Source organism: Halovenus salina (genome assembly GCF_026410925.1).
GTDB classification, from domain to species: domain Archaea; phylum Halobacteriota; class Halobacteria; order Halobacteriales; family Haloarculaceae; genus Halovenus; species Halovenus salina.
The window spans coordinates 734,770-751,830 of the sequence record NZ_CP112972.1; the positions used below are offsets into that span (position 1 = coordinate 734,770).

The window sequence follows — 17,061 nt, forward strand, 5'->3', positions numbered from 1 at the left end:
CATGAGTCAAGCAACAGATTCGGACGTCCGTGAAGACGGCGTCATCGAGAGCGTAAGCGGCCCCGTCGTGACTGCGGTCGACCTCGACGCGCGGATGAACGACGTTGTCTACGTCGGTCACGAGGGGCTGATGGGCGAAGTTATCGAGATCGAAGGGAACATCACGACCATCCAGGTCTACGAGGAGACCTCCGGCGTCTCCCCGGGTCAGCCGGTCGAATCGACGGGTGCACCCCTGTCAGTCGACCTTGGACCTGGTGTGCTGGACACCATCTACGACGGTGTGCAGCGACCGCTGGATGTCCTCGAAGACAAGATGGGGTCTGCCTTCCTCGACCGCGGCGTCGACTCTCCTGGCATCGACCTGGAGAAGACCTGGGAGTTCACGCCGACCGTCGAGGAGGGTGACGAAGTGAGCCGTGGCGACGTGGTCGGGACGGTGCCCGAAACCGAGAGCATCGACCACAAGGTCATGGTTCCCCCGGACGCCCTCGAGGAGGGCGAGACCGCGGAGATTGTCTCAGTCGAAAGCGGCAACTTCACCGTCGAGGAGACGATTGCCGAGCTCGACACCGGCGCCGAGATTTCGATGCGCCAGGAGTGGCCGGTCCGCAAACAGCGCCCGGCCGCAGAGAAGTACACGCCGACGAAGCCGCTCATCAGCGGCCAGCGCATCCTCGATGGGCTGTTCCCCATCGCAAAAGGTGGAACGGCGGCAATTCCGGGACCGTTCGGCTCCGGAAAGACCGTCACCCAGCAGTCTCTGGCGAAGTTCGCAGACGCCGACATTGTCGTCTACATCGGCTGTGGCGAGCGCGGCAACGAGATGACCGAGGTCATCGACGACTTCCCCGAGCTACCGGACCCACAGACCGGGAACCCACTGATGGCCCGGACCTGCCTCATCGCCAACACGTCGAACATGCCCGTCGCTGCCCGTGAGTCCTGTATCTACACGGGCATCACCATCGGAGAGTACTACCGCGACATGGGCTACGACGTTGCGCTGATGGCCGACTCTACCTCGCGGTGGGCAGAGGCGATGCGTGAAATCTCCTCCCGGCTGGAGGAGATGCCCGGCGAGGAAGGGTACCCTGCGTACCTGGCCGCTCGTCTCGCCGAGTTCTACGAGCGCGCCGGCTACTACGAGACCATCAACGGCAACGAAGGGTCGGTGACGGCAATCGGTGCCGTCTCACCGCCCGGCGGCGACTTCTCCGAGCCGGTCACCCAGAACACGCTGCGTATCGTCAAGGCGTTCTGGGCGCTCGACTCGGACCTTGCCGAGCGTCGGCACTTCCCGGCTATCAACTGGAACGATTCGTACTCGCTGTACCGGGACCAGCTCGACGCGTGGTTCGAGGAGAACGTCAACGAAAACTGGTCGACCACCCGTCAGTGGGCAATCGACACACTCGACGAAGAGGACGAACTACAGGAGATTGTCCAGCTCGTCGGTAAGGACGCGCTGCCGGAGGACCAGCAGCTCACCCTGGAGGTTGCCCGGTACATCCGTGAGGCGTACCTCCAGCAGAACGCACTCCACGACGTCGACCGGTACTCGCCGCCAGAGAAGACCTTCCGTATTCTGGAGGGTATCAAGACGTTCAGCGACGAGGCCTTCGAGGCGCTCGACGCTGGCGTTCCCGTGGAGGAGATTCAGGACATCGATGCACCGCCACGCCTGAACCGTATCGGAACGACGCCGGACGACGACGTTGAGGAGTTCGTCTCCGAAATCGAAGACGACATCGCGGCACAACTCCGGGAGCTGTACTAACAATGAAAGAGTACAAGACAATCACCGAAATCAGCGGTCCGCTGGTCTTCGCAGAGGTCGACGAGCCGGTCGGCTACGACGAGATCGTCGAAATCGAGACGCCCAGCGGCGAAACAAAGCGCGGACAGGTACTGGAAACGAGCGACGGGCTCGTCTCCATCCAGGTGTTCGAGGGGACAGATGGTATCGACCGCAACGCGTCGGTCCGGTTCATCGGCGAGACCCTGAAGATGCCTGTGACCGAGGACCTCCTCGGTCGCGTTCTCGACGGATCGGGCCGTCCCATCGATGACGGCCCCGACATCGTCCCCGAAGAGCGACGGGACATCGTCGGCGCAGCAATCAACCCATTCTCGCGGGAGTACCCCGAGGAGTTCATCCAGACCGGTGTGTCCGCCATCGACGGCATGAACACGCTCGTCCGGGGACAGAAGCTCCCCATCTTCTCCTCGTCGGGGCTTCCCCACAACGACCTCGCACTCCAGATTGCCCGGCAGGCAACAGTGCCCGAGGAAGCGGAAGGCGACGGCGAAGACGACTCCGAGTTCGCAGTCATCTTCGGCGCGATGGGAATCACCCAGGAGGAGGCAAACGAGTTCATGGACGACTTCGAGCGCACCGGTGCGCTGGAGCGGTCGGTCGTCTTCATGAACCTCGCAGACGACCCCGCAGTCGAGCGGACGGTCACGCCTCGGCTGGCGCTTACCACGGCAGAGTACCTCGCCTTCGACAAGGACTATCACGTGCTGGTCATCCTGACGGATATGACCAACTACTGTGAGGCCCTGCGCGAGATTGGCGCGGCACGCGAAGAGGTGCCGGGCCGCCGTGGCTACCCCGGATACATGTACACCGACCTGGCCCAAATCTACGAGCGGGCCGGTCGTATCAAAGGCCAGGAGGGGTCGATTACGCAGATTCCCATCCTGACGATGCCCAGCAACGACATCACCCACCCGATTCCGGACCTGACTGGCTACATCACCGAGGGGCAGATCATTGTCGACCCCGACCTGAACTCCCAAGGCGTGAAGCCGCCGGTCAACGTCCTGCCCAGCCTCTCACGGCTGATGGACGACGGTATCGGCGAGGGACTCACCCGTGAGGACCACGGCGATGTCTCTGACCAGCTGTACGCAGCCTACGCAGAGGGCGAAGACAAGCGTGACCTCGTGAACATCGTCGGTCGCGAGGCTCTCTCTGACCTCGACAACAAGTACCTCGACTTCGCCGACCGCTTCGAGGACGAGTTCATCGAGCAGGGCTTCGGGACAAACCGCAACATCGAATCGACGCTGGATATCGGCTGGGACCTCCTCTCGATGCTCCCCAAGGATGTCCTCAGCCGAATCGACGAGGACCTCATCGGCGAGTACTACGAAGAGAGCGAAGCTGAAGAAGTCGCCGCCGACTGATTCTCGACGGGCTGTCGTTTATCTGTTCGACTCTGGTGAGACACGACGGACACCGACCGGTTTGTGAGAGGAGGCGAAGCCTGGTTCTAAGTACGAGCGCAAGGTACTGTGCCCAAATGAACGAGACGGACCCGGTAATGCGGGCCGCCAGAAACGGCTTTGCCGTGTTGATGGTCGCGCTGTTAGCCCTCTGGGCCTACGGCTTCACGACCGAGGGCGGCCCGACACAGCGGTTGTTCGACCTGTTGTTACTCGGCGCGTTCGTCTACTGGGTGTCACAGCTCTACTACAGCCGACAGGCAAGCGGCGAATAGGGACAACAGGTGCGGGCGAACTGAAAACGGTTAACTGGCTCGGTACATAATCTGGGGTCAAATGGCCAAGGACGTCAAACCCACGCGGAAGAACCTCATGGAGATCGAAGAGCGCATCGAGCTATCCGAGCGTGGGCACGACACGCTGGAGAAAAAGCGTGACGGCCTCATCATGGAGTTCCAGGAGATTCTCGACCAGGCACAGGATGTTCGGTCGGGAATGGAAGCGGATTACCAGGAGGCACAGCGCGCTATCGATATGGCCCGTGCAATGGAAGGCGATGTCGCGGTTCGGGGTGCCGCGTCCGCACTCAAAGAACACCCCGAAATTACGACCCAGTCGAAAAATATCATGGGTGTGGTCGTCCCACAGATAGAGTCGAGCAAGGTCCAGAAAGACCTCCAGGAGCGCGGGTACGGTGTGCTGGGCACGAGTGCTCGCATCGATGAGGCTGCCGAAGCCTACGAGGAACTGCTCGAATCTATCATCCTCGCGGCCGAGGTTGAGACGGCGATGAAAAAGATGCTCGACGAAATCGAGACGACCAAGCGCCGCGTCAACGCCCTGGAGTTCAAGCTGTTGCCGGAGCTGCGAGAGAACCAGGAGTACATCGAGCAGAAACTCGAAGAGCAAGAGCGCGAGGAGATCTTCCGCCTGAAGAAGATCAAAGACAAGAAAGAACAGGAAGCAAAGGAGGAGGAGGAAGCAGCCGAAGACGAGGCCGAACAAATCGCCGTCCAGTAAGAGCGACAGGCGATTCTACGGCAGTGACAATTTTATACACAACCGAATTAGATTGAAGCTGGTTGCTCTGGAACACACAACCGATGAGCGACGCGACAGACGACAAACTGGAGCGGATTCGCGAGCAAAAACGCCAAGAGCTGCGCGAACAGCACAGCAACGACACCGACAACCAAGCGACAGATGACGCTGACAGCCCGGTTGCAGTCAGGGGTCGTGACCATCTCGACGAACTCATCAGTTCCACGTCGCCAGTGCTGGTCGATTGTTATGCAGACTGGTGTGGACCCTGTCAGATGATGGAGCCGACAATCGAGGCACTGGCCGCGGAGACACCGGCTCTCGTTGCCAAGGTCGACATCGACGCTCATCAGACGCTCGCCGGACAGCTCGGTGTTCAAAGTGTGCCGACGCTGATTCTGTACGTCGACGGTGAGCCCGTCGAGCAGCTCGTCGGTGCACAGGACCGGGCGACACTCGAGAAGCTGATTCGCCAGTACAGCTAGAGAAGCCGGTACTCTCCTCGACTCTCGGAGGCCTCACCAGCCCTGACAAGTTTCGTCAGTGCGCGCTCGGTGTAGGACTCAGGGACGCCCCTGTCGCTCGCGTACGCAACAACCTCCTCAGCTGACGGTCTGTCGAGCGTCTCGACGGCTTCGCGAACGATTTCGTCGCGGCTCTGTGTCTCCGAGGTGTCGGCGTCGGCCTCCTGTATCGCGTCGACGTCGAGGCCAGACTCCGCCAGATACGTTTCGTCGTCGACGCCGCTGTCTTCGAGTCGGTCTTCGAGCTCGTCGAACGAATCCAGTTCTGCGAACGCGTCGCCGTAGCCCTGTCGCGTCGCCAGCATCGACGAGCGGACCTCGCGTGCGTGGTCCTCGTCCTCGGTGGTCACGAATTTGCGGCGCTTGTCGTGACCGCGTGTCCGTCCACACCGCGGACACTGGGTCGTCTCGGGGTCACCGTCGACAATCCAGAGCGCACTGCAGTCATCACAGCCAACGACGGCGTACATACCTGTCTGTAGTTGCGGGTGGAGGTATAAATGGGTCGACCGAAGAGGCAGTCCGCTTCGCCAACCAGCACCCTCTTGCCACTCCGTAATATAGTGGTCGGTAGATGGTCGCAACCGGTGGGTTAGTGACGCTTGCGGTGTCAGGGGTAGCGAGCTTGTTCATGGCGTGGGCTATCGGCGCCGGCTCATCAGGCTCGACGCCGTTCGCGCCGGCGGTCGGCGCGAACGCTATCTCGGTGATGCGGGCCGGCTTTCTCGTCGGTATTCTCGGTCTGCTGGGAGCAACGCTTCAGGGAGCGAACGTCACCGAAGCAGTCGGAACCGAGCTTGTCGGCGGCGTCGAACTCTCTGCGGTGGCCGCGACGATTGCACTGTTGCTTGCCGCCGCGCTCGTCGCTGTTGGAATCTTCACTGGCTACCCGATTGCGACAGCATTCACCGTCACCGGCGCTGTCGTCGGTGTCGGGATGGCAATGGGTGGTGACCCTGCGTGGGGGAAATACACCGAGATCGCCGCCCTCTGGATCGGAACGCCGTTTATTGGCGGTGGCGTCGCGTACGCCGTTGCCAGGCTATTGCGGGCCGACAGCGTGGCCGAATCAACCGCAATTCCAGCCCTCGGTGGCGTCATCGGCGTGGTTCTCGCAAACATTCAATTCGTGTTCTTTGCCCCGGGAAGCCAACAGGGTTCGTTCGCTGACGCCTTGAGCAGTCGGTTCGGTGGCGGCACACTCACCTACGCCGTGGCTGTTCTCCTGTTGGCTGTCGCGGTCTGGGGCCTGCTGTCGTATCAGGTCAGGCGTGACCCAGACCGGGCACAGCGGCAGTTCCTGCTCGCGCTGGGTGGGCTGGTCGCCTTCTCGGCGGGTGGAAGCCAGGTCGGCCTGGCGCTGGGTCCACTCGTCCCGCTGCTTGGTGACTTCGATATTCCACTGACGCTGGTGCTCGTCGGTGGCGGGTTCGGTCTGCTGGTGGGCTCGTGGACCGGCGCGCCGCGGATGATTAAGGCAATCTCACAGGACTACGCGGCGCTGGGACCGAACCGCTCGATTGCCGCGCTCATCCCGTCGTTCGCACTGGCACAGACCGCAGTGTTCTTTGGAATTCCCGTCTCGTTCAACCAGATTATCGTCTCGGCGATTATCGGTAGCGGGTTTGCGGCCCGCGATGGGACGGGCGAGGTGAGTGCGAGCAAAATCGGATACACCGTCTTCGCCTGGGTGGCTTCGCTTGCCGGGGCACTCGGGCTCGGCTACGCCTTGTTCTCTCTGACGACGCTGGTCTGACCTACAGTTCCTGCTCTTCCTTGCCAGGCTCGCGGTCTGGTTGCTCGTACTCGTCGAGACCGGTGATGCGTGCCTTCAGAATCCGCGTGTTCTCGACCTGTTCGACGAGAATCTCGAGGCCGTCGTACTCGATGCTCTCTCCCTGTTCGACGAGGCGACCGGCCCTGTTGAACACGAAGCCCGCAATAGTCTCGAACTCCTCGCCTTCCGGAAGCAGGATGTCGAGTGCATCGTTGACTTCGTCGATGTTGACCTCACCTTTGACGACCGCGGTATCGTCGTCGACAATCTCGATTGGCTGTTCCTCGCCGCCTTCGAGTATCTCCCCGACAATCTCCTCGATGAGGTCCTCCATCGTCGCCAGCCCCTCAGTCGTTCCGAACTCGTCGATGACGATGACCATGTTGATGCGGTTGTCGCGCATCTCTTGGAGGAGGTCGTCGACGTTTTTCGACTCCGGAACGTGAAGCGTCGGGTCGACGATATCCTCCAGCCCGATGTCGTCGGTTCCGCTGTAGTGGCGGTTTCGGACGAGTTCGCTGATGTGGACAACGCCGATGACGTTGTCGAGCTCGCCGTCGTAGACTGGGAGTCGTTCGTGACCACTCTGGATACAGGTCTCTATCGCCTCGTCGATGCTCGCGCTTTTTGCGACAGCGGTCATGTCGAGACGCGGCGTCATCACCTCCTTGACGATGGTTCGATTGAACCGGAGCGTCCGCTGGAGCATTTGGCGCTCCTCTTCGTCGAGAACGCCCTCGCGTTCGCCAGTTTCGATGATTTCGCGTATCTCATCGCGCGTGACGTACCCTTCTTCGATAGCCGACTGCCCACCGGTGAGTTTGTTCACCAGCCGCGTAAGATAGTCGAAGAGAACGACCAGTGGGAGGAGGACGTACTCGGCGAGTTTGAGCAGTGGAGCCGTCCGAAGCGCCCAGGATTCAGTGTTGTCGATGGCGTAGGACTTGGGTGCGCTCTCGCCAAAGAGCAAGACGAGCGCCGTGATACCGAACGTCGAGACGAGGACAGCGAGGCTCTGGCTCGCGAGGAAGTAGCCGAGTATCCCCGTCGCAATCGACGACATGGCGATGTTGACCAGGTTGTTCCCGACGAGAATCGTCACCAGCAGACGGTGCGGGTCGGACTTCAGGTTGCTGAGTGACTCGGACCCACGCCGTTTCTCCTCAACCATCGTTTCGATTCGATGGTCGGGAAAGGCGAACATCGCGATTTCTGACGACGAGAAGAACCCAGAGAGGGCAAGTAAGACGATGAGGACCAGGACGCCGAGACCAGCAAAGTACAGGTCCGGGATTTCGAGACCGAAGGCCTCGACAGACTGTAATGAATATTCAAGCACTCGGGTGGTGTCGAAGACAGTTTGGACGACCGTGTCGGGGGGTTCAAGCGGAGACAGGCTATCCATCGACCCAGAAGTTGACAGGCGCGGGGATTAAGTCTTATCGTCGTAGCCGAGTGAGTCGATTTTTCGTCGCGTGCGAAGGGTTTAGGCAACTAACAATCGTAACGTAGAATATGAGCCAACAGGCAATCACGCTCTACCGACTCCAGGCGTGTCCGTACTGCGAACGGGTCGTCCGCGTGCTATCGGAACTGGGACTCGACTACCAGTCACGGTTTGTCGAACCACTCCACTCAGAACGGAACGTCGTCAAACGGTTGACCGGGGTCCGAACGGTGCCGGTTATCGTCGACGAGAACACCGGCGTGACGATGGCAGAGAGTGCTAATATTGTCGACTACCTCGAACGGACCTACGGCGACGAGGGTCCACTCGCGGAGGGCGGAGCGACCCAGCGCGCAGTATCTGACGGGGGTGCCTAGTGACGATGGAGTTCGACGTTGTCGAGCTGCCGGAGTCAGACCATCCGACAGCCGGAGAGAAAGCGCCAGATTTCACCCGACCGCTCGTCAACGACGAGTATTGGGAGGACACATCGTTGTCAGCGCTGCTCGACGACGGGCCTGTGTTGCTCGTCTTTCACTCGATGGACGGCGCGTTCCCCGCGACGTACCTCTGGAGCGAACTCCAGGACCGGAACTTCGGGGCGTATGACCTGACCGTGGTCGGACTCTCGATATCGTCGCCCTACGAGCACAAATCTTTCATCAAAGAACAGGGACTCGCCGACACGGAGTTCCGGCTGTTTTCGGACCCGAAAAGCGAGGTTGCCCGCTCGTACGGCATCGAGTACAGCCTCGACGGCATGGAAGGTGTAAGCGAGCCCCGGCCAGCCACCTTCCTCATCGACGGGGACGGGACGATCAGCTACAGTTGGGTCGCAGAGGAGTGGCCAGCATTCCCCGACTACGACGACCTCGAAGACGTAATCGACACCGAACTGGCGTGATGATTCCAGACGACAAGCGGCAAGCCGCTGCCAGCGCGATAGCGGCTGGTGATGTCGTGGTCTACCCGACCGAGACGGTCTACGGACTGGCCGCGGACGCACTGAATCCGACGGCAGTCGAGCGTGTCTTCGAGACGAAGGGGCGCGACCGCTCGAAGCCGGTGTCGATGGCCGTTCCAGACATCGAAACGGCCGCGGAGTACGTTCACTTGACCGAACGGGAGAGGCGCTTCGCCGCGGAGTTTCTCCCTGGGCCGGTGACGCTGGTGGTCGAACGCAGGCCAACAGTTCCCGATGTGCTGACTGCTGGTCGCGACAGGGTTGGCGTTCGAATCCCAGACCATGACCTCTCACGGGACCTGGCAAGCCGTGCCGGACCGATTACCGCGACGAGTGCAAACGTCAGTGGAAACGGAAGCGCCCGTCGGGTGAGTGAAGTTGGCGAACAGGTGCGAGAGACTGCTGCTGTCGTCCTCGACGGCGGTGAGACACCCGGCGGCGGGTCGACAGTCGTCGACGTGTCCGCAGGTGAGATACACCGCCGAGGCGCCAACGCGGCCGCAGTCGAGGCGTGGCTCGACTAGCACTCATCGCCCAAGCAGGCTCCTGAGCGAGCGCGTGTTGACGCCGCACTGGTCTCGGTAGTCACACGTCCCACATTTCGACCGGTTTTTCGTTTTTGCCGGCGGTCCATCGATTGCCGATGCTGTGCGCTGTGCGCTTCGATATGCGGCCGTCCGTCGCGCGTCGATGTCGATTTCGCGAACGACACCGTACCCCGGGTACTCGGCGACAGCACGGTCGACTGATAACTCCCGTTCCCAGGAGAGTGCCTTCGCGGCGGCGACCAGTCGAACACTCTGTGGCTCCCAGATGCCTTGTTCGGGTGGTTGGCCCCCGAAGACGAGCGACGGCGTCGGCGGCTCCGTCTCCAGAATCTTGTGTACCACCCCATAACAGTCTCGGCCCCGGAGGAACACGTCACGGCTCGTAGGATCGACGAGTTCGTCCCAGTAGTCGATGCTCGCCCGCGCACAGCCGAGATTGGCGCGGTACTGTGTCGGTGTGACCGCAACCGGCTCGTCTGCCAGCGCGCCCTCGACCGAGAGCAGGCGGTCGTACTCGAAGGCGAGTTCGCGCCGCTTTTTCACCTGTTCGGGCGTCTCCTCGTCTTCGGTGTCTCGCAAGCGATAGTAGAGTTTGCGGGGGCAGTATGCAGCAGTTTCGACCTCTCGGAACGCGTGCATAGCGAACGTGGTCCCGTGTTCTGGTATAAATCTCGGGCAGGCGCTCACTCGACCGGCTCGACCTGGAACGTACCGGCCTCCTCGACGAGCTCCGAGATGGTCTCACGGGCCTCCTGCCGTGACGTTGCAACGACAACGAGGCCGTCAACAGTGGCGTTCCCGCTGGCACGGTACGTGGCAGCCTCGGGCTGAAAATCGGTCGCGTAGGTTCGCAACACACCACGGACTTCGCGTTCGAGCTCCGGTAAGGAGAGTTCGTCCTCCTCGTAGCGGGTGAGTGCGCCCTCGATGTTGCGAAGCGTCGAGATTCGGTCCATATCAGGTCGTTCGGAGGTGGTTCGTTCGCGGCTCGTAGACCTCACCTTTCTGTTTGAGTTTCTCGATTTCGTGTTCGGCCTTGCTCGTCTCGATGCCTTCCTCCTCGGCGCGTTCGATTATCACGTCGACAGGTGCACCCTCGTCGTACTCGTCTTCGATTGTCGAGATGAGGTGTTTGATGTTCTTGATACGGTCGCGCTGGCTCTTGGAGGTCCCTGTCTCGATGACATCGGCGTCGAATTCTCCTGTCTCGGGGTCCATGCCGATTTCTTCGAGACAGTACCGGGCGATAGCAGTGGCACGCTCGGCGTCTTCGACCTCGACGGTGTCCGAGAGCCGCACTCGTGCGCTTGCCTCGGCGAGACGGACCAGCGCCTCCAGCTTCCGGGCTGTGACCGGGACGGGGGCATCCTCGTCTGCTCCCCGGGACCGCAGCTGGACATAGAACTCCTGAATCTGGCTCTTTGCCTCCTCGGTCATCGTCGGATAACAGGTCCGTTTTGCGTAGGCGACGTACTTACGGAGGAGTTCCGCGTCGATTGTCGGCGCAACGTCATCCGTGACATTTTCCACCTCCTCTTCGGTGTAATCGGAGCTGCTCATGTGCTCGCGGTGGGTGTTCAACTCACCGGCGTAGTTGGTCTTGAGGATGTGTTCGGCAAGCTCCGCGTCTTTCTCCTCGTTAGGGTCGTCGGTGACGGTGAAGATGAGGTCGAACCGCGAGATGAGCGGCGGGTCGAGGTCTATCTGCTCGCCAATTGGTTCGTACTGGTCGAAGCGGCCGTACGTGGGGTTGGCCGCACCGAGCAACGAGCATCTGGATTTGAGCGTGGCGTTGATGCCGGCCTTGCTCACGCTGATAGAGTTGTGCAGTACGACGCCCTGACTGACGAACGTGTTCGTCGGCTCGACGGTCACGTCGTAGACCCACTCACACCTGTGTTCCCCCTCGTTGGGAACGGTTTCGACGTTCGTTACGCGGTAATACCGCAGTTCCGTCTGTTCAGCGAGTGAACCAATCCTGTTGTCGGCTGTCGCAAGTGCGTCACGGACCGCCTGACGAGCGCGACGGGCTAGCGTCTGTCGACGTTCAACGTCGTATCCTCCCTCTTCGGCGTAGTGGATTGAACTCGTCGTCACGTCGTCGAGTCGATCGGCGAGCTGTCGCCCCGACCAGCCTATCGCCGAACGTACCTCTCCCAGCGTCTCCGCATCGTCAAGCGCTGTCCGCACAGCCCGCAGTCGCTCGCGCAGCCTGTCAAGTTCCTGTTCGACCGTTTCTATCTGTACGCCGTATCCGTTATCCAGATTTGGTCGGTACTTGCCGGTGAGAGAGAGACCGAGCACCCGCCGCAGTTCGCGCAGTTCACGCGCTGCACCCGTGGGGAGGACGTCGTGATGGCGTGGCGTCTCGTTGCTTCGCTCGGCGAAGGTAGTCGCTTTCTCGTGTCGTTCGTCAGCGGGTTCGACGACGTTCTCGACGAATCGCGCTGTCGAATCGCCCATCACGTACGTCTTCCAGGAGTCCTCGGCCGTATCGTGGTGAATCCGTGAGGCGACGCCGATTTTCGACAGGGCGTCAGCATAATCGCGCGCCAGCCCATCAGATGCGGTCGAGAACGCCATTGCCTCGCTTTCGACGCCTCCGTCCCCCGCGAATGCACCAACCAGGAACCGGCGGATAATCTCTTCCGAGGCTCCGAGAACCGCCGAGGGTATCCGCTTTTTGCGGGCTGTCTCCATGATCTCCGGAAAATTCGACTCGAACCAGCGATAGAGCTTCGTCGACACCCACCGTTTGGTGACGGTCCCGGCCGCATTTGTGGTGTCCGTGCTTTCCATTCCGAACACTGAATTCATAAGCCGATCCATACGATTGAGGAGCCGTTCGTCTTGATTCGAAAAGCCGATTTCGTGTGCCGAGCCAGCGTAGGAGTGTCCCTCTGCGGTCAGAAATCCGAGGATTTCGCCGAGTTCCGATGACAGCGTTTCCGGTAGCCTGACATCTTTCTCTTTCCCGATGTGACTTTCAGAAGAGAGTTCCACTGCTGCTGCAGAGTTCGGGAGCTTTCGTGGTGCCGGGACGAACGTCCCCTCCTCGACGTTTCTCGCCTCGACTGTTTTGTTGCCTGCGTTACCGAACGGCCGCTGTTCACCGTCGCTGGCGACGAACATCGGGTGTTCGGGCGTAACGGTCACCTCCCGTCCGTTCGAGAACTCGATACGGATGAATTCGGAGGGTGCTTCGTGACGACTCACCCTGTCGATATCCGTTTTTTTCGTCGTGTTCGTTTCCAGGTCAACAGTATGAACGCCAACGTCGTCGACTGGCAGAATCTCACAGTCGATACCGTCGACGACACTGCCAGGATTCTCTTCCATGTGCTCGTCGACGAACTCGCCAATCGAGACCCGTCGTCCGTCGGACAGCAATACCTCCGTCTCCGGGTGGTAGGACTGCTGTTCTAGCGCTTCGTGCATTGCGCTCTGGTCTTCTGAGTTGTGAACGACCATCGAATTAGCGACAAAATTATGCGTCCCTTCGACGGTCAGGTCGAACACCTTCGGCTTCCGGCGTTCAGATAGTTCTGACAGAATCTCCTGCAGTGTTTTTCGTCGCTCCGTGATGAGTGAGCGTCCGGCATCGAGAACCTGTTCGGCCGAGGGACACACGACATCGCCGCCGAGCCATCTCGACACCGTCGACTGATCGACATCGAGCCGAGATGCGAGGTGTCGCTGTGAGATGCTATGGCGTTCAAGTTCATCCCGGAGACCCGAAAGCGAATCGACCGTCACAGGCGTATCGAGCACCTGGGTCGCCCGTTGCTCGGCATCCTCCTCCGGTACGCTGAGGTGTTCAGAGAGCTGTCGTTTCAACGGCCGAATCTTCGCGTCGTCGGTCGTCGCCTCGGCTCGTTTCACCGACGAGACGCGTCGCCACTTGACATCGCCGCGAACGAGTTCGCGAAGCTCCGAAAGGTCGGCCTCCGAAACATGCCGTAGGATTTTGCCGAGTTGCGTGCAAACCGTTTGTCGAAGACTCTCACTTTGTCGCCATTCGCGGGAGATGTGTGGCTGTGAGTAGGACGTTCCTTCCGCCAGTTCCGCCTGTGAGACGTGATAAATCTCCTTCAGCCGTTCGAGGACATGCCACGAGGCATCCGCTGAAAGGACCTGACCATCCGCCTGTGCCTGGTCGCGGCGCGTCTCGAAGCAGTCCAACACCTGGATTGCTTTCGATATCGAGAAGTTCGCGTTCCCGTTTTCGAAGTCACAGTACGTCTCGTCGGTGAGCCCACACTCGGACTGGTAGAGTCGGAGCGACTGACGAGCCTGCCGGAATCGGTCACCACAGTCAGGAAGTACATCGAGTATCGTCCTGTCGCCGGAGACCGTATCGCACGCCTTCTCTAGTGCCCGCTGCTTCCGTTCGAGGGTGAAGCCAATGTGTCGATTGAACGCAGAGAGAGACTCTGCTGCAGTGATTGCCAGAATATGGAGATCCCGTTTGCCCTCGCGGACATCCGTCTGAATCTGACTCGTCACGCCGAACTCTGACAGCAGCATCTTCGTTCCCATTAACAGCTTGTAGCTCGCAGACGTGATTCTCACACTCCGGCCATCGACAGTCCCCTCCGAGTCACCGAGAGCACGAACAAACGCCGCTTTCGTGTGTCTTTCTCCTCGTGCTACTGCGTCCGGGACAGATTTGCCCTCGTAGGTTTCGAGGGATAATCCCGCCTCGACGAGTTCGTCGACAATATCCTTCCCCCAGAGATGGACCGTCTCGACGCCGTCGTCCCGTTGCTCACTAGGTGGTCGCACGGGTTCGCTGTCGAAGGCTCGACGACACGCCTGCTCGAAGTCCGCCAGCAGCTGCTCTTCTTTGTTCGTGAACCGGATTCCGTATCCCTGTTCACTGCCGCTGTATATATTCCCGTCTCCCGCAATGTACCCCATCACTGCGCCGTGTGCAGGTGTAATACCTGGCTCGGCGAGTTCGGGTTGGTCCGTGCCAGCAGCGGCCATCGTCCCACCGTCCGACGCTGCCTGGGGCATCTCTCTCGGAACGTACACCCAGTCGCCAGTGTCGAGTTCGTCGGCCGCTCGCTCAACCCGAGTTCCGTCTTCGAGCACGAAAAACGGGTGGTCTGCCGTTGTCGTGAGTCGTTCACCCGATTCGAGTGTAACCTCTCGGAGTTCGTCCGGGGCCTCGTACTCGTGGACTGCAGTCACGTCGCGGGTCGTCAGTCGCCCGTCGTCGGTCATCGTCCAGACTGTGGCATCTACGTCTCGGTACGTGCGTCCGTTTTCGTAGACCTCGATGTCGTCTTCTCCTGCCTCGAATGCGAGTTCCCGAATCGGACACACGCCGTCTGCAGTGTGCACAAGAGTCTCGCCGGTCACACATCGCATCTTATCAAGTTCGTCCACGGCCGCAATGCCCTGGTCTGCAAGGACGAGCGCGCCGGCTTCGAGCGTCCACTGCTGCCCATCACCGAAGTCGTCGCGCACCGCAGCCGCGGTCAGCCCCGCTGACGAACTTCCTTTTCCGGAGGTGTACACCGAGCGGGGAGCGATGTTTTTGACGTACTGAAGCATGGCAGAATTGTGCGACACAATTCCATTCGATACGTAGTTGTGGGTTCCTGCCACTTCGAGGTCGTAAACCCAGTCGTACCCAGGTTCGACTGTCTCGATTAATTCGATAGCGTCCCATCTGACATCTGCCTCAGCGAGTCTTCGAAGCCGCTCAACCGTTTCCGTAACCGAGAGAGCCTCGTCGATTTTTCTCGTGACCGCGGCCTTCGCACCCTCTACCTGACCCCCATCGGGAGCAACATCGTTACGTTCGTAGTAACTAATCGCGCCCTGTGTGACATCCATCCCGTCGGCCAAGGCCTGCTGTGAGATATTGAGTTCTTCTCGAACAGATTCAAGCGCGCTCCAATCGCCGTCCCCGACGCGTTCCCGTGCCTGCTGTAACCATTCGATTCGCTGCTCGAAGGATTTAATCACCGTAGCGAGGCTCTGGCGGCTCGGATTCCGGTCACCGCGCTCGTAGTGCTGGTATGTTGACCGTGGTAGACCACAGTCTGACTGGGTCAGGCAAAGCGAGCTGCGAACGTGTCGGAGAAGCTCACCAACAGCCGGGACGACATCGGTGTTCGCCTTCGAAGAACGATACTCGATGTCGAGGGTGGCGTCTGACCCGGCTGGAACGTCTTCCGGTGTTGCGACGAAATCCCCCTGATTGAGTTCGTCAGCCCGTTCGGCGGTGAACTGCCCGCCGTTTTGAACAAATAGCGGGTGAGATGGCGTCACTTCGAGCTCCCGTCCTCGCGCAGTACGAACGCGATACATCTTCTCGGGAGCTTCACGCTTCCAGACTTTTGTTGCGTTTCGCTCAGCAATTGTCCCATCCTCACGCAACGAAGGGACAGCGACATCTATCTCCGAATAGTAGCCGTCGTCGATTTCGACCGGGTCATCGAGGTGATTTTCGACGAACTCTCCAATCTTCACCCGGGAGCCATCGGCTAACCAGATATCTTCATCTCCAGACATACACTTCCCGGTACCGGGGTCTCCGATAAGGAGCATATGAAGGTCTCCGCGCGTGCGCGACCCGTCCGGGAGGTGTTTGGTGACTCCGGAGAAGAGCTGGAAAATCATCGCCCGCTTTTCTTTCTCGTAGCCGTAGATAGAGGGCGCGATGGACTGCTCCATCTGTTCGTAGATATCAGGCTCGTTCGAGAGCTCGATAATCTCGGTTTTGTCCTCGTCGGTGATGTCCATCTCCTCGAACTGCTCGTCTTCGATTTCGACGGTCATCCCGTCCATGTAGAAGTCGAACATGGCGGATTTCTCGCGCTCGGAACCCTGTTGGTCGAGTTTCAACACGCCAGTGACCTTGACGTGGTCGCCGGCCGTGACCTGACCGGTGATGTCGTCCTCGATGTCGATGTCGACACTCTGTGGCGTCTCGCCGCCCCGGAGACCCTCGGGGGATTCCTGAACACGGAGCTTCTGGGCGTCGATGAACTCCGACTGGTCGTAGTTGATACGGAATGGTCCCTGACGCTCACAGCCCTGACACTCGTGGGGTTCCTGGAAGTCGCCGCCCTCCTGGGGAATTCGCGAGAGCGTGCCACAACGCTGGCACTCGAAGGCAGCGGTCGTAATCTTCGGGCGCACGTCGGTCGCCTTCCTGACGATGCCTTGGATTGTGATGAGCATCCCGCGATGGTCGGCCCGAATCTCGCGGATGTCAGTCTGGTCGGGGAGGCCGGTGACACGAACGTGGGCCTGCCCGAGTGAGACATCGACAGGAAGGTCATAGAGACGGAGGGCTTCTTCTGCGTACTCTCGGAGCTGATCTGGCTTGTTCCGGAAGTCGTCGGCGACCGCCGGGTCGAACCGATAGAGGTCTCCCCAGTCGATATACAGTGACTTCTGTTCGTTGGGGTATTTCTGTGCCAGTTCACCGATTTCGTTGCGGTAGTAACTACGATAAAATTCTTCGAACGTATCGATGAGTTCGGTGTTGTCCGCGCGTGCCATCT

General features: G+C 60.2%; 14 protein-coding genes. 9 read left to right on the plus strand and 5 right to left on the minus strand.

The genetic code is table 11. From position 1 onward, the window contains the following. The first annotated feature begins 1 nt into the window (after position 1). From OSC37_RS03680 to trxA, 5 genes are all read left to right on the plus strand, one after another. Positions 2 to 1,780, plus strand: coding sequence for an ATP synthase subunit A (locus tag OSC37_RS03680; RefSeq protein ID WP_267163255.1), 1,779 nt, complete (start codon positions 2 to 4; stop codon positions 1,778 to 1,780). Between the two features lie 2 nt (positions 1,781 to 1,782). Next, positions 1,783 to 3,195, plus strand: a complete 1,413-nt coding sequence (locus OSC37_RS03685) for a V-type ATP synthase subunit B (protein ID WP_267163256.1) — start codon at positions 1,783 to 1,785, stop codon at positions 3,193 to 3,195. 116 nt (positions 3,196 to 3,311) lie between these two features. Further along, positions 3,312 to 3,509 carry a hypothetical protein gene (locus tag OSC37_RS03690; RefSeq protein ID WP_267163257.1) on the plus strand — a complete coding sequence of 66 codons (198 nt, stop codon included), beginning with the start codon at positions 3,312 to 3,314 and terminating at the stop codon, positions 3,507 to 3,509. Positions 3,510 to 3,570: 61 nt separating this feature from the next. Further along, positions 3,571 to 4,254: a V-type ATP synthase subunit D gene (locus tag OSC37_RS03695; RefSeq protein WP_267163258.1), complete on the plus strand. Its 684-nt coding sequence runs from the start codon at positions 3,571 to 3,573 to the stop codon at positions 4,252 to 4,254. An 83-nt stretch (positions 4,255 to 4,337) separates the two neighbouring features. Next, positions 4,338 to 4,760, plus strand: coding sequence for a thioredoxin (trxA, locus tag OSC37_RS03700; protein WP_267163259.1), 423 nt, complete (start codon positions 4,338 to 4,340; stop codon positions 4,758 to 4,760). On the opposite strand, the gene OSC37_RS03705 is transcribed toward trxA, so the two are convergent. Continuing rightward, positions 4,757 to 5,269, minus strand: coding sequence for a DUF5817 domain-containing protein (locus tag OSC37_RS03705; RefSeq protein ID WP_267163260.1), 513 nt, complete (start codon positions 5,267 to 5,269; stop codon positions 4,757 to 4,759). The genes trxA and OSC37_RS03705 overlap by 4 nt on opposite strands. 104 nt (positions 5,270 to 5,373) lie before the next feature. On the opposite strand from OSC37_RS03705, the gene OSC37_RS03710 reads away from it, so the two are divergent. Further along, the gene (locus tag OSC37_RS03710) at positions 5,374 to 6,555 is read left to right on the plus strand and encodes an inorganic phosphate transporter (RefSeq protein ID WP_267163261.1); all 1,182 of its coding nucleotides are present in this window, start codon (positions 5,374 to 5,376) and stop codon (positions 6,553 to 6,555) included. A 1-nt stretch (position 6,556) separates the two neighbouring features. On the opposite strand, the gene OSC37_RS03715 is transcribed toward OSC37_RS03710, so the two are convergent. Further along, positions 6,557 to 7,972: a hemolysin family protein gene (locus OSC37_RS03715; protein WP_497007718.1), complete on the minus strand. Its 1,416-nt coding sequence runs from the start codon at positions 7,970 to 7,972 to the stop codon at positions 6,557 to 6,559. A gap of 119 nt (positions 7,973 to 8,091) precedes the next feature. Here OSC37_RS03715 and OSC37_RS03720 point away from each other — a divergent pair, with 119 nt between their 5' ends. Genes OSC37_RS03720 through OSC37_RS03730 form a run of 3 tightly spaced genes read left to right on the plus strand, consistent with a single transcriptional unit; the run spans position 8,092 to position 9,511 of the window. Beyond that, complete coding sequence (locus OSC37_RS03720; RefSeq protein WP_267163263.1) at positions 8,092 to 8,400, plus strand: glutathione S-transferase N-terminal domain-containing protein; 309 nt, start codon at positions 8,092 to 8,094, stop codon at positions 8,398 to 8,400. A gap of 5 nt (positions 8,401 to 8,405) precedes the next feature. Next, positions 8,406 to 8,927, plus strand: a complete 522-nt coding sequence (locus tag OSC37_RS03725) for a redoxin domain-containing protein (RefSeq protein WP_267163264.1) — start codon at positions 8,406 to 8,408, stop codon at positions 8,925 to 8,927. Continuing rightward, positions 8,927 to 9,511 carry an L-threonylcarbamoyladenylate synthase gene (locus OSC37_RS03730; protein WP_267163265.1) on the plus strand — a complete coding sequence of 195 codons (585 nt, stop codon included), beginning with the start codon at positions 8,927 to 8,929 and terminating at the stop codon, positions 9,509 to 9,511. The genes OSC37_RS03725 and OSC37_RS03730 overlap by 1 nt, the downstream gene beginning before the upstream one ends. Before the next feature lie 3 nt (positions 9,512 to 9,514). Here OSC37_RS03730 and OSC37_RS03735 read toward each other — a convergent pair whose 3' ends face one another. The 3 genes from OSC37_RS03735 to OSC37_RS03745 are packed head-to-tail and all read right to left on the minus strand — an operon-like array spanning position 9,515 to position 17,059. Next, positions 9,515 to 10,174, minus strand: coding sequence for a CRISPR-associated protein Cas4 (locus OSC37_RS03735; RefSeq protein ID WP_267163266.1), 660 nt, complete (start codon positions 10,172 to 10,174; stop codon positions 9,515 to 9,517). A 44-nt stretch (positions 10,175 to 10,218) separates the two neighbouring features. Next, positions 10,219 to 10,491 (minus strand): DUF7854 family protein, encoded by a 273-nt coding sequence (locus OSC37_RS03740; protein WP_267163267.1) that lies wholly within the window; start codon positions 10,489 to 10,491, stop codon positions 10,219 to 10,221. Position 10,492: 1 nt separating this feature from the next. Next, on the minus strand, positions 10,493 to 17,059 hold the full coding sequence (locus OSC37_RS03745; protein ID WP_267163268.1) for an LAGLIDADG family homing endonuclease: 6,567 nt from the start codon (positions 17,057 to 17,059) through the stop codon (positions 10,493 to 10,495). Positions 17,060 to 17,061 lie beyond the last annotated feature (2 nt).

Excerpts from the sequence above, each read along its gene's own strand:
- OSC37_RS03680 (WP_267163255.1), top strand. The coding sequence starts at position 2 with ATGAGTCAAGCAACAGATTCGGACGTCCGTGAAGACGGCGTCATCGAG.
- OSC37_RS03685 (WP_267163256.1), top strand. The coding sequence starts at position 1,783 with ATGAAAGAGTACAAGACAATCACCGAAATCAGCGGTCCGCTGGTCTTC.
- OSC37_RS03735 (WP_267163266.1), bottom strand. The coding sequence starts at position 10,174 with ATGCACGCGTTCCGAGAGGTCGAAACTGCTGCATACTGCCCCCGCAAA.
- OSC37_RS03705 (WP_267163260.1), bottom strand. The coding sequence starts at position 5,269 with ATGTACGCCGTCGTTGGCTGTGATGACTGCAGTGCGCTCTGGATTGTC.
- OSC37_RS03740 (WP_267163267.1), bottom strand. The coding sequence starts at position 10,491 with ATGGACCGAATCTCGACGCTTCGCAACATCGAGGGCGCACTCACCCGC.
- OSC37_RS03695 (WP_267163258.1), top strand. The coding sequence starts at position 3,571 with ATGGCCAAGGACGTCAAACCCACGCGGAAGAACCTCATGGAGATCGAA.
- OSC37_RS03710 (WP_267163261.1), top strand. The coding sequence starts at position 5,374 with ATGGTCGCAACCGGTGGGTTAGTGACGCTTGCGGTGTCAGGGGTAGCG.
- OSC37_RS03725 (WP_267163264.1), top strand. The coding sequence starts at position 8,406 with ATGGAGTTCGACGTTGTCGAGCTGCCGGAGTCAGACCATCCGACAGCC.
- OSC37_RS03730 (WP_267163265.1), top strand. The coding sequence starts at position 8,927 with ATGATTCCAGACGACAAGCGGCAAGCCGCTGCCAGCGCGATAGCGGCT.
- OSC37_RS03745 (WP_267163268.1), bottom strand. The coding sequence starts at position 17,059 with ATGGCACGCGCGGACAACACCGAACTCATCGATACGTTCGAAGAATTT.
- OSC37_RS03690 (WP_267163257.1), top strand. The coding sequence starts at position 3,312 with ATGAACGAGACGGACCCGGTAATGCGGGCCGCCAGAAACGGCTTTGCC.
- OSC37_RS03720 (WP_267163263.1), top strand. The coding sequence starts at position 8,092 with ATGAGCCAACAGGCAATCACGCTCTACCGACTCCAGGCGTGTCCGTAC.
- trxA (WP_267163259.1), top strand. The coding sequence starts at position 4,338 with ATGAGCGACGCGACAGACGACAAACTGGAGCGGATTCGCGAGCAAAAA.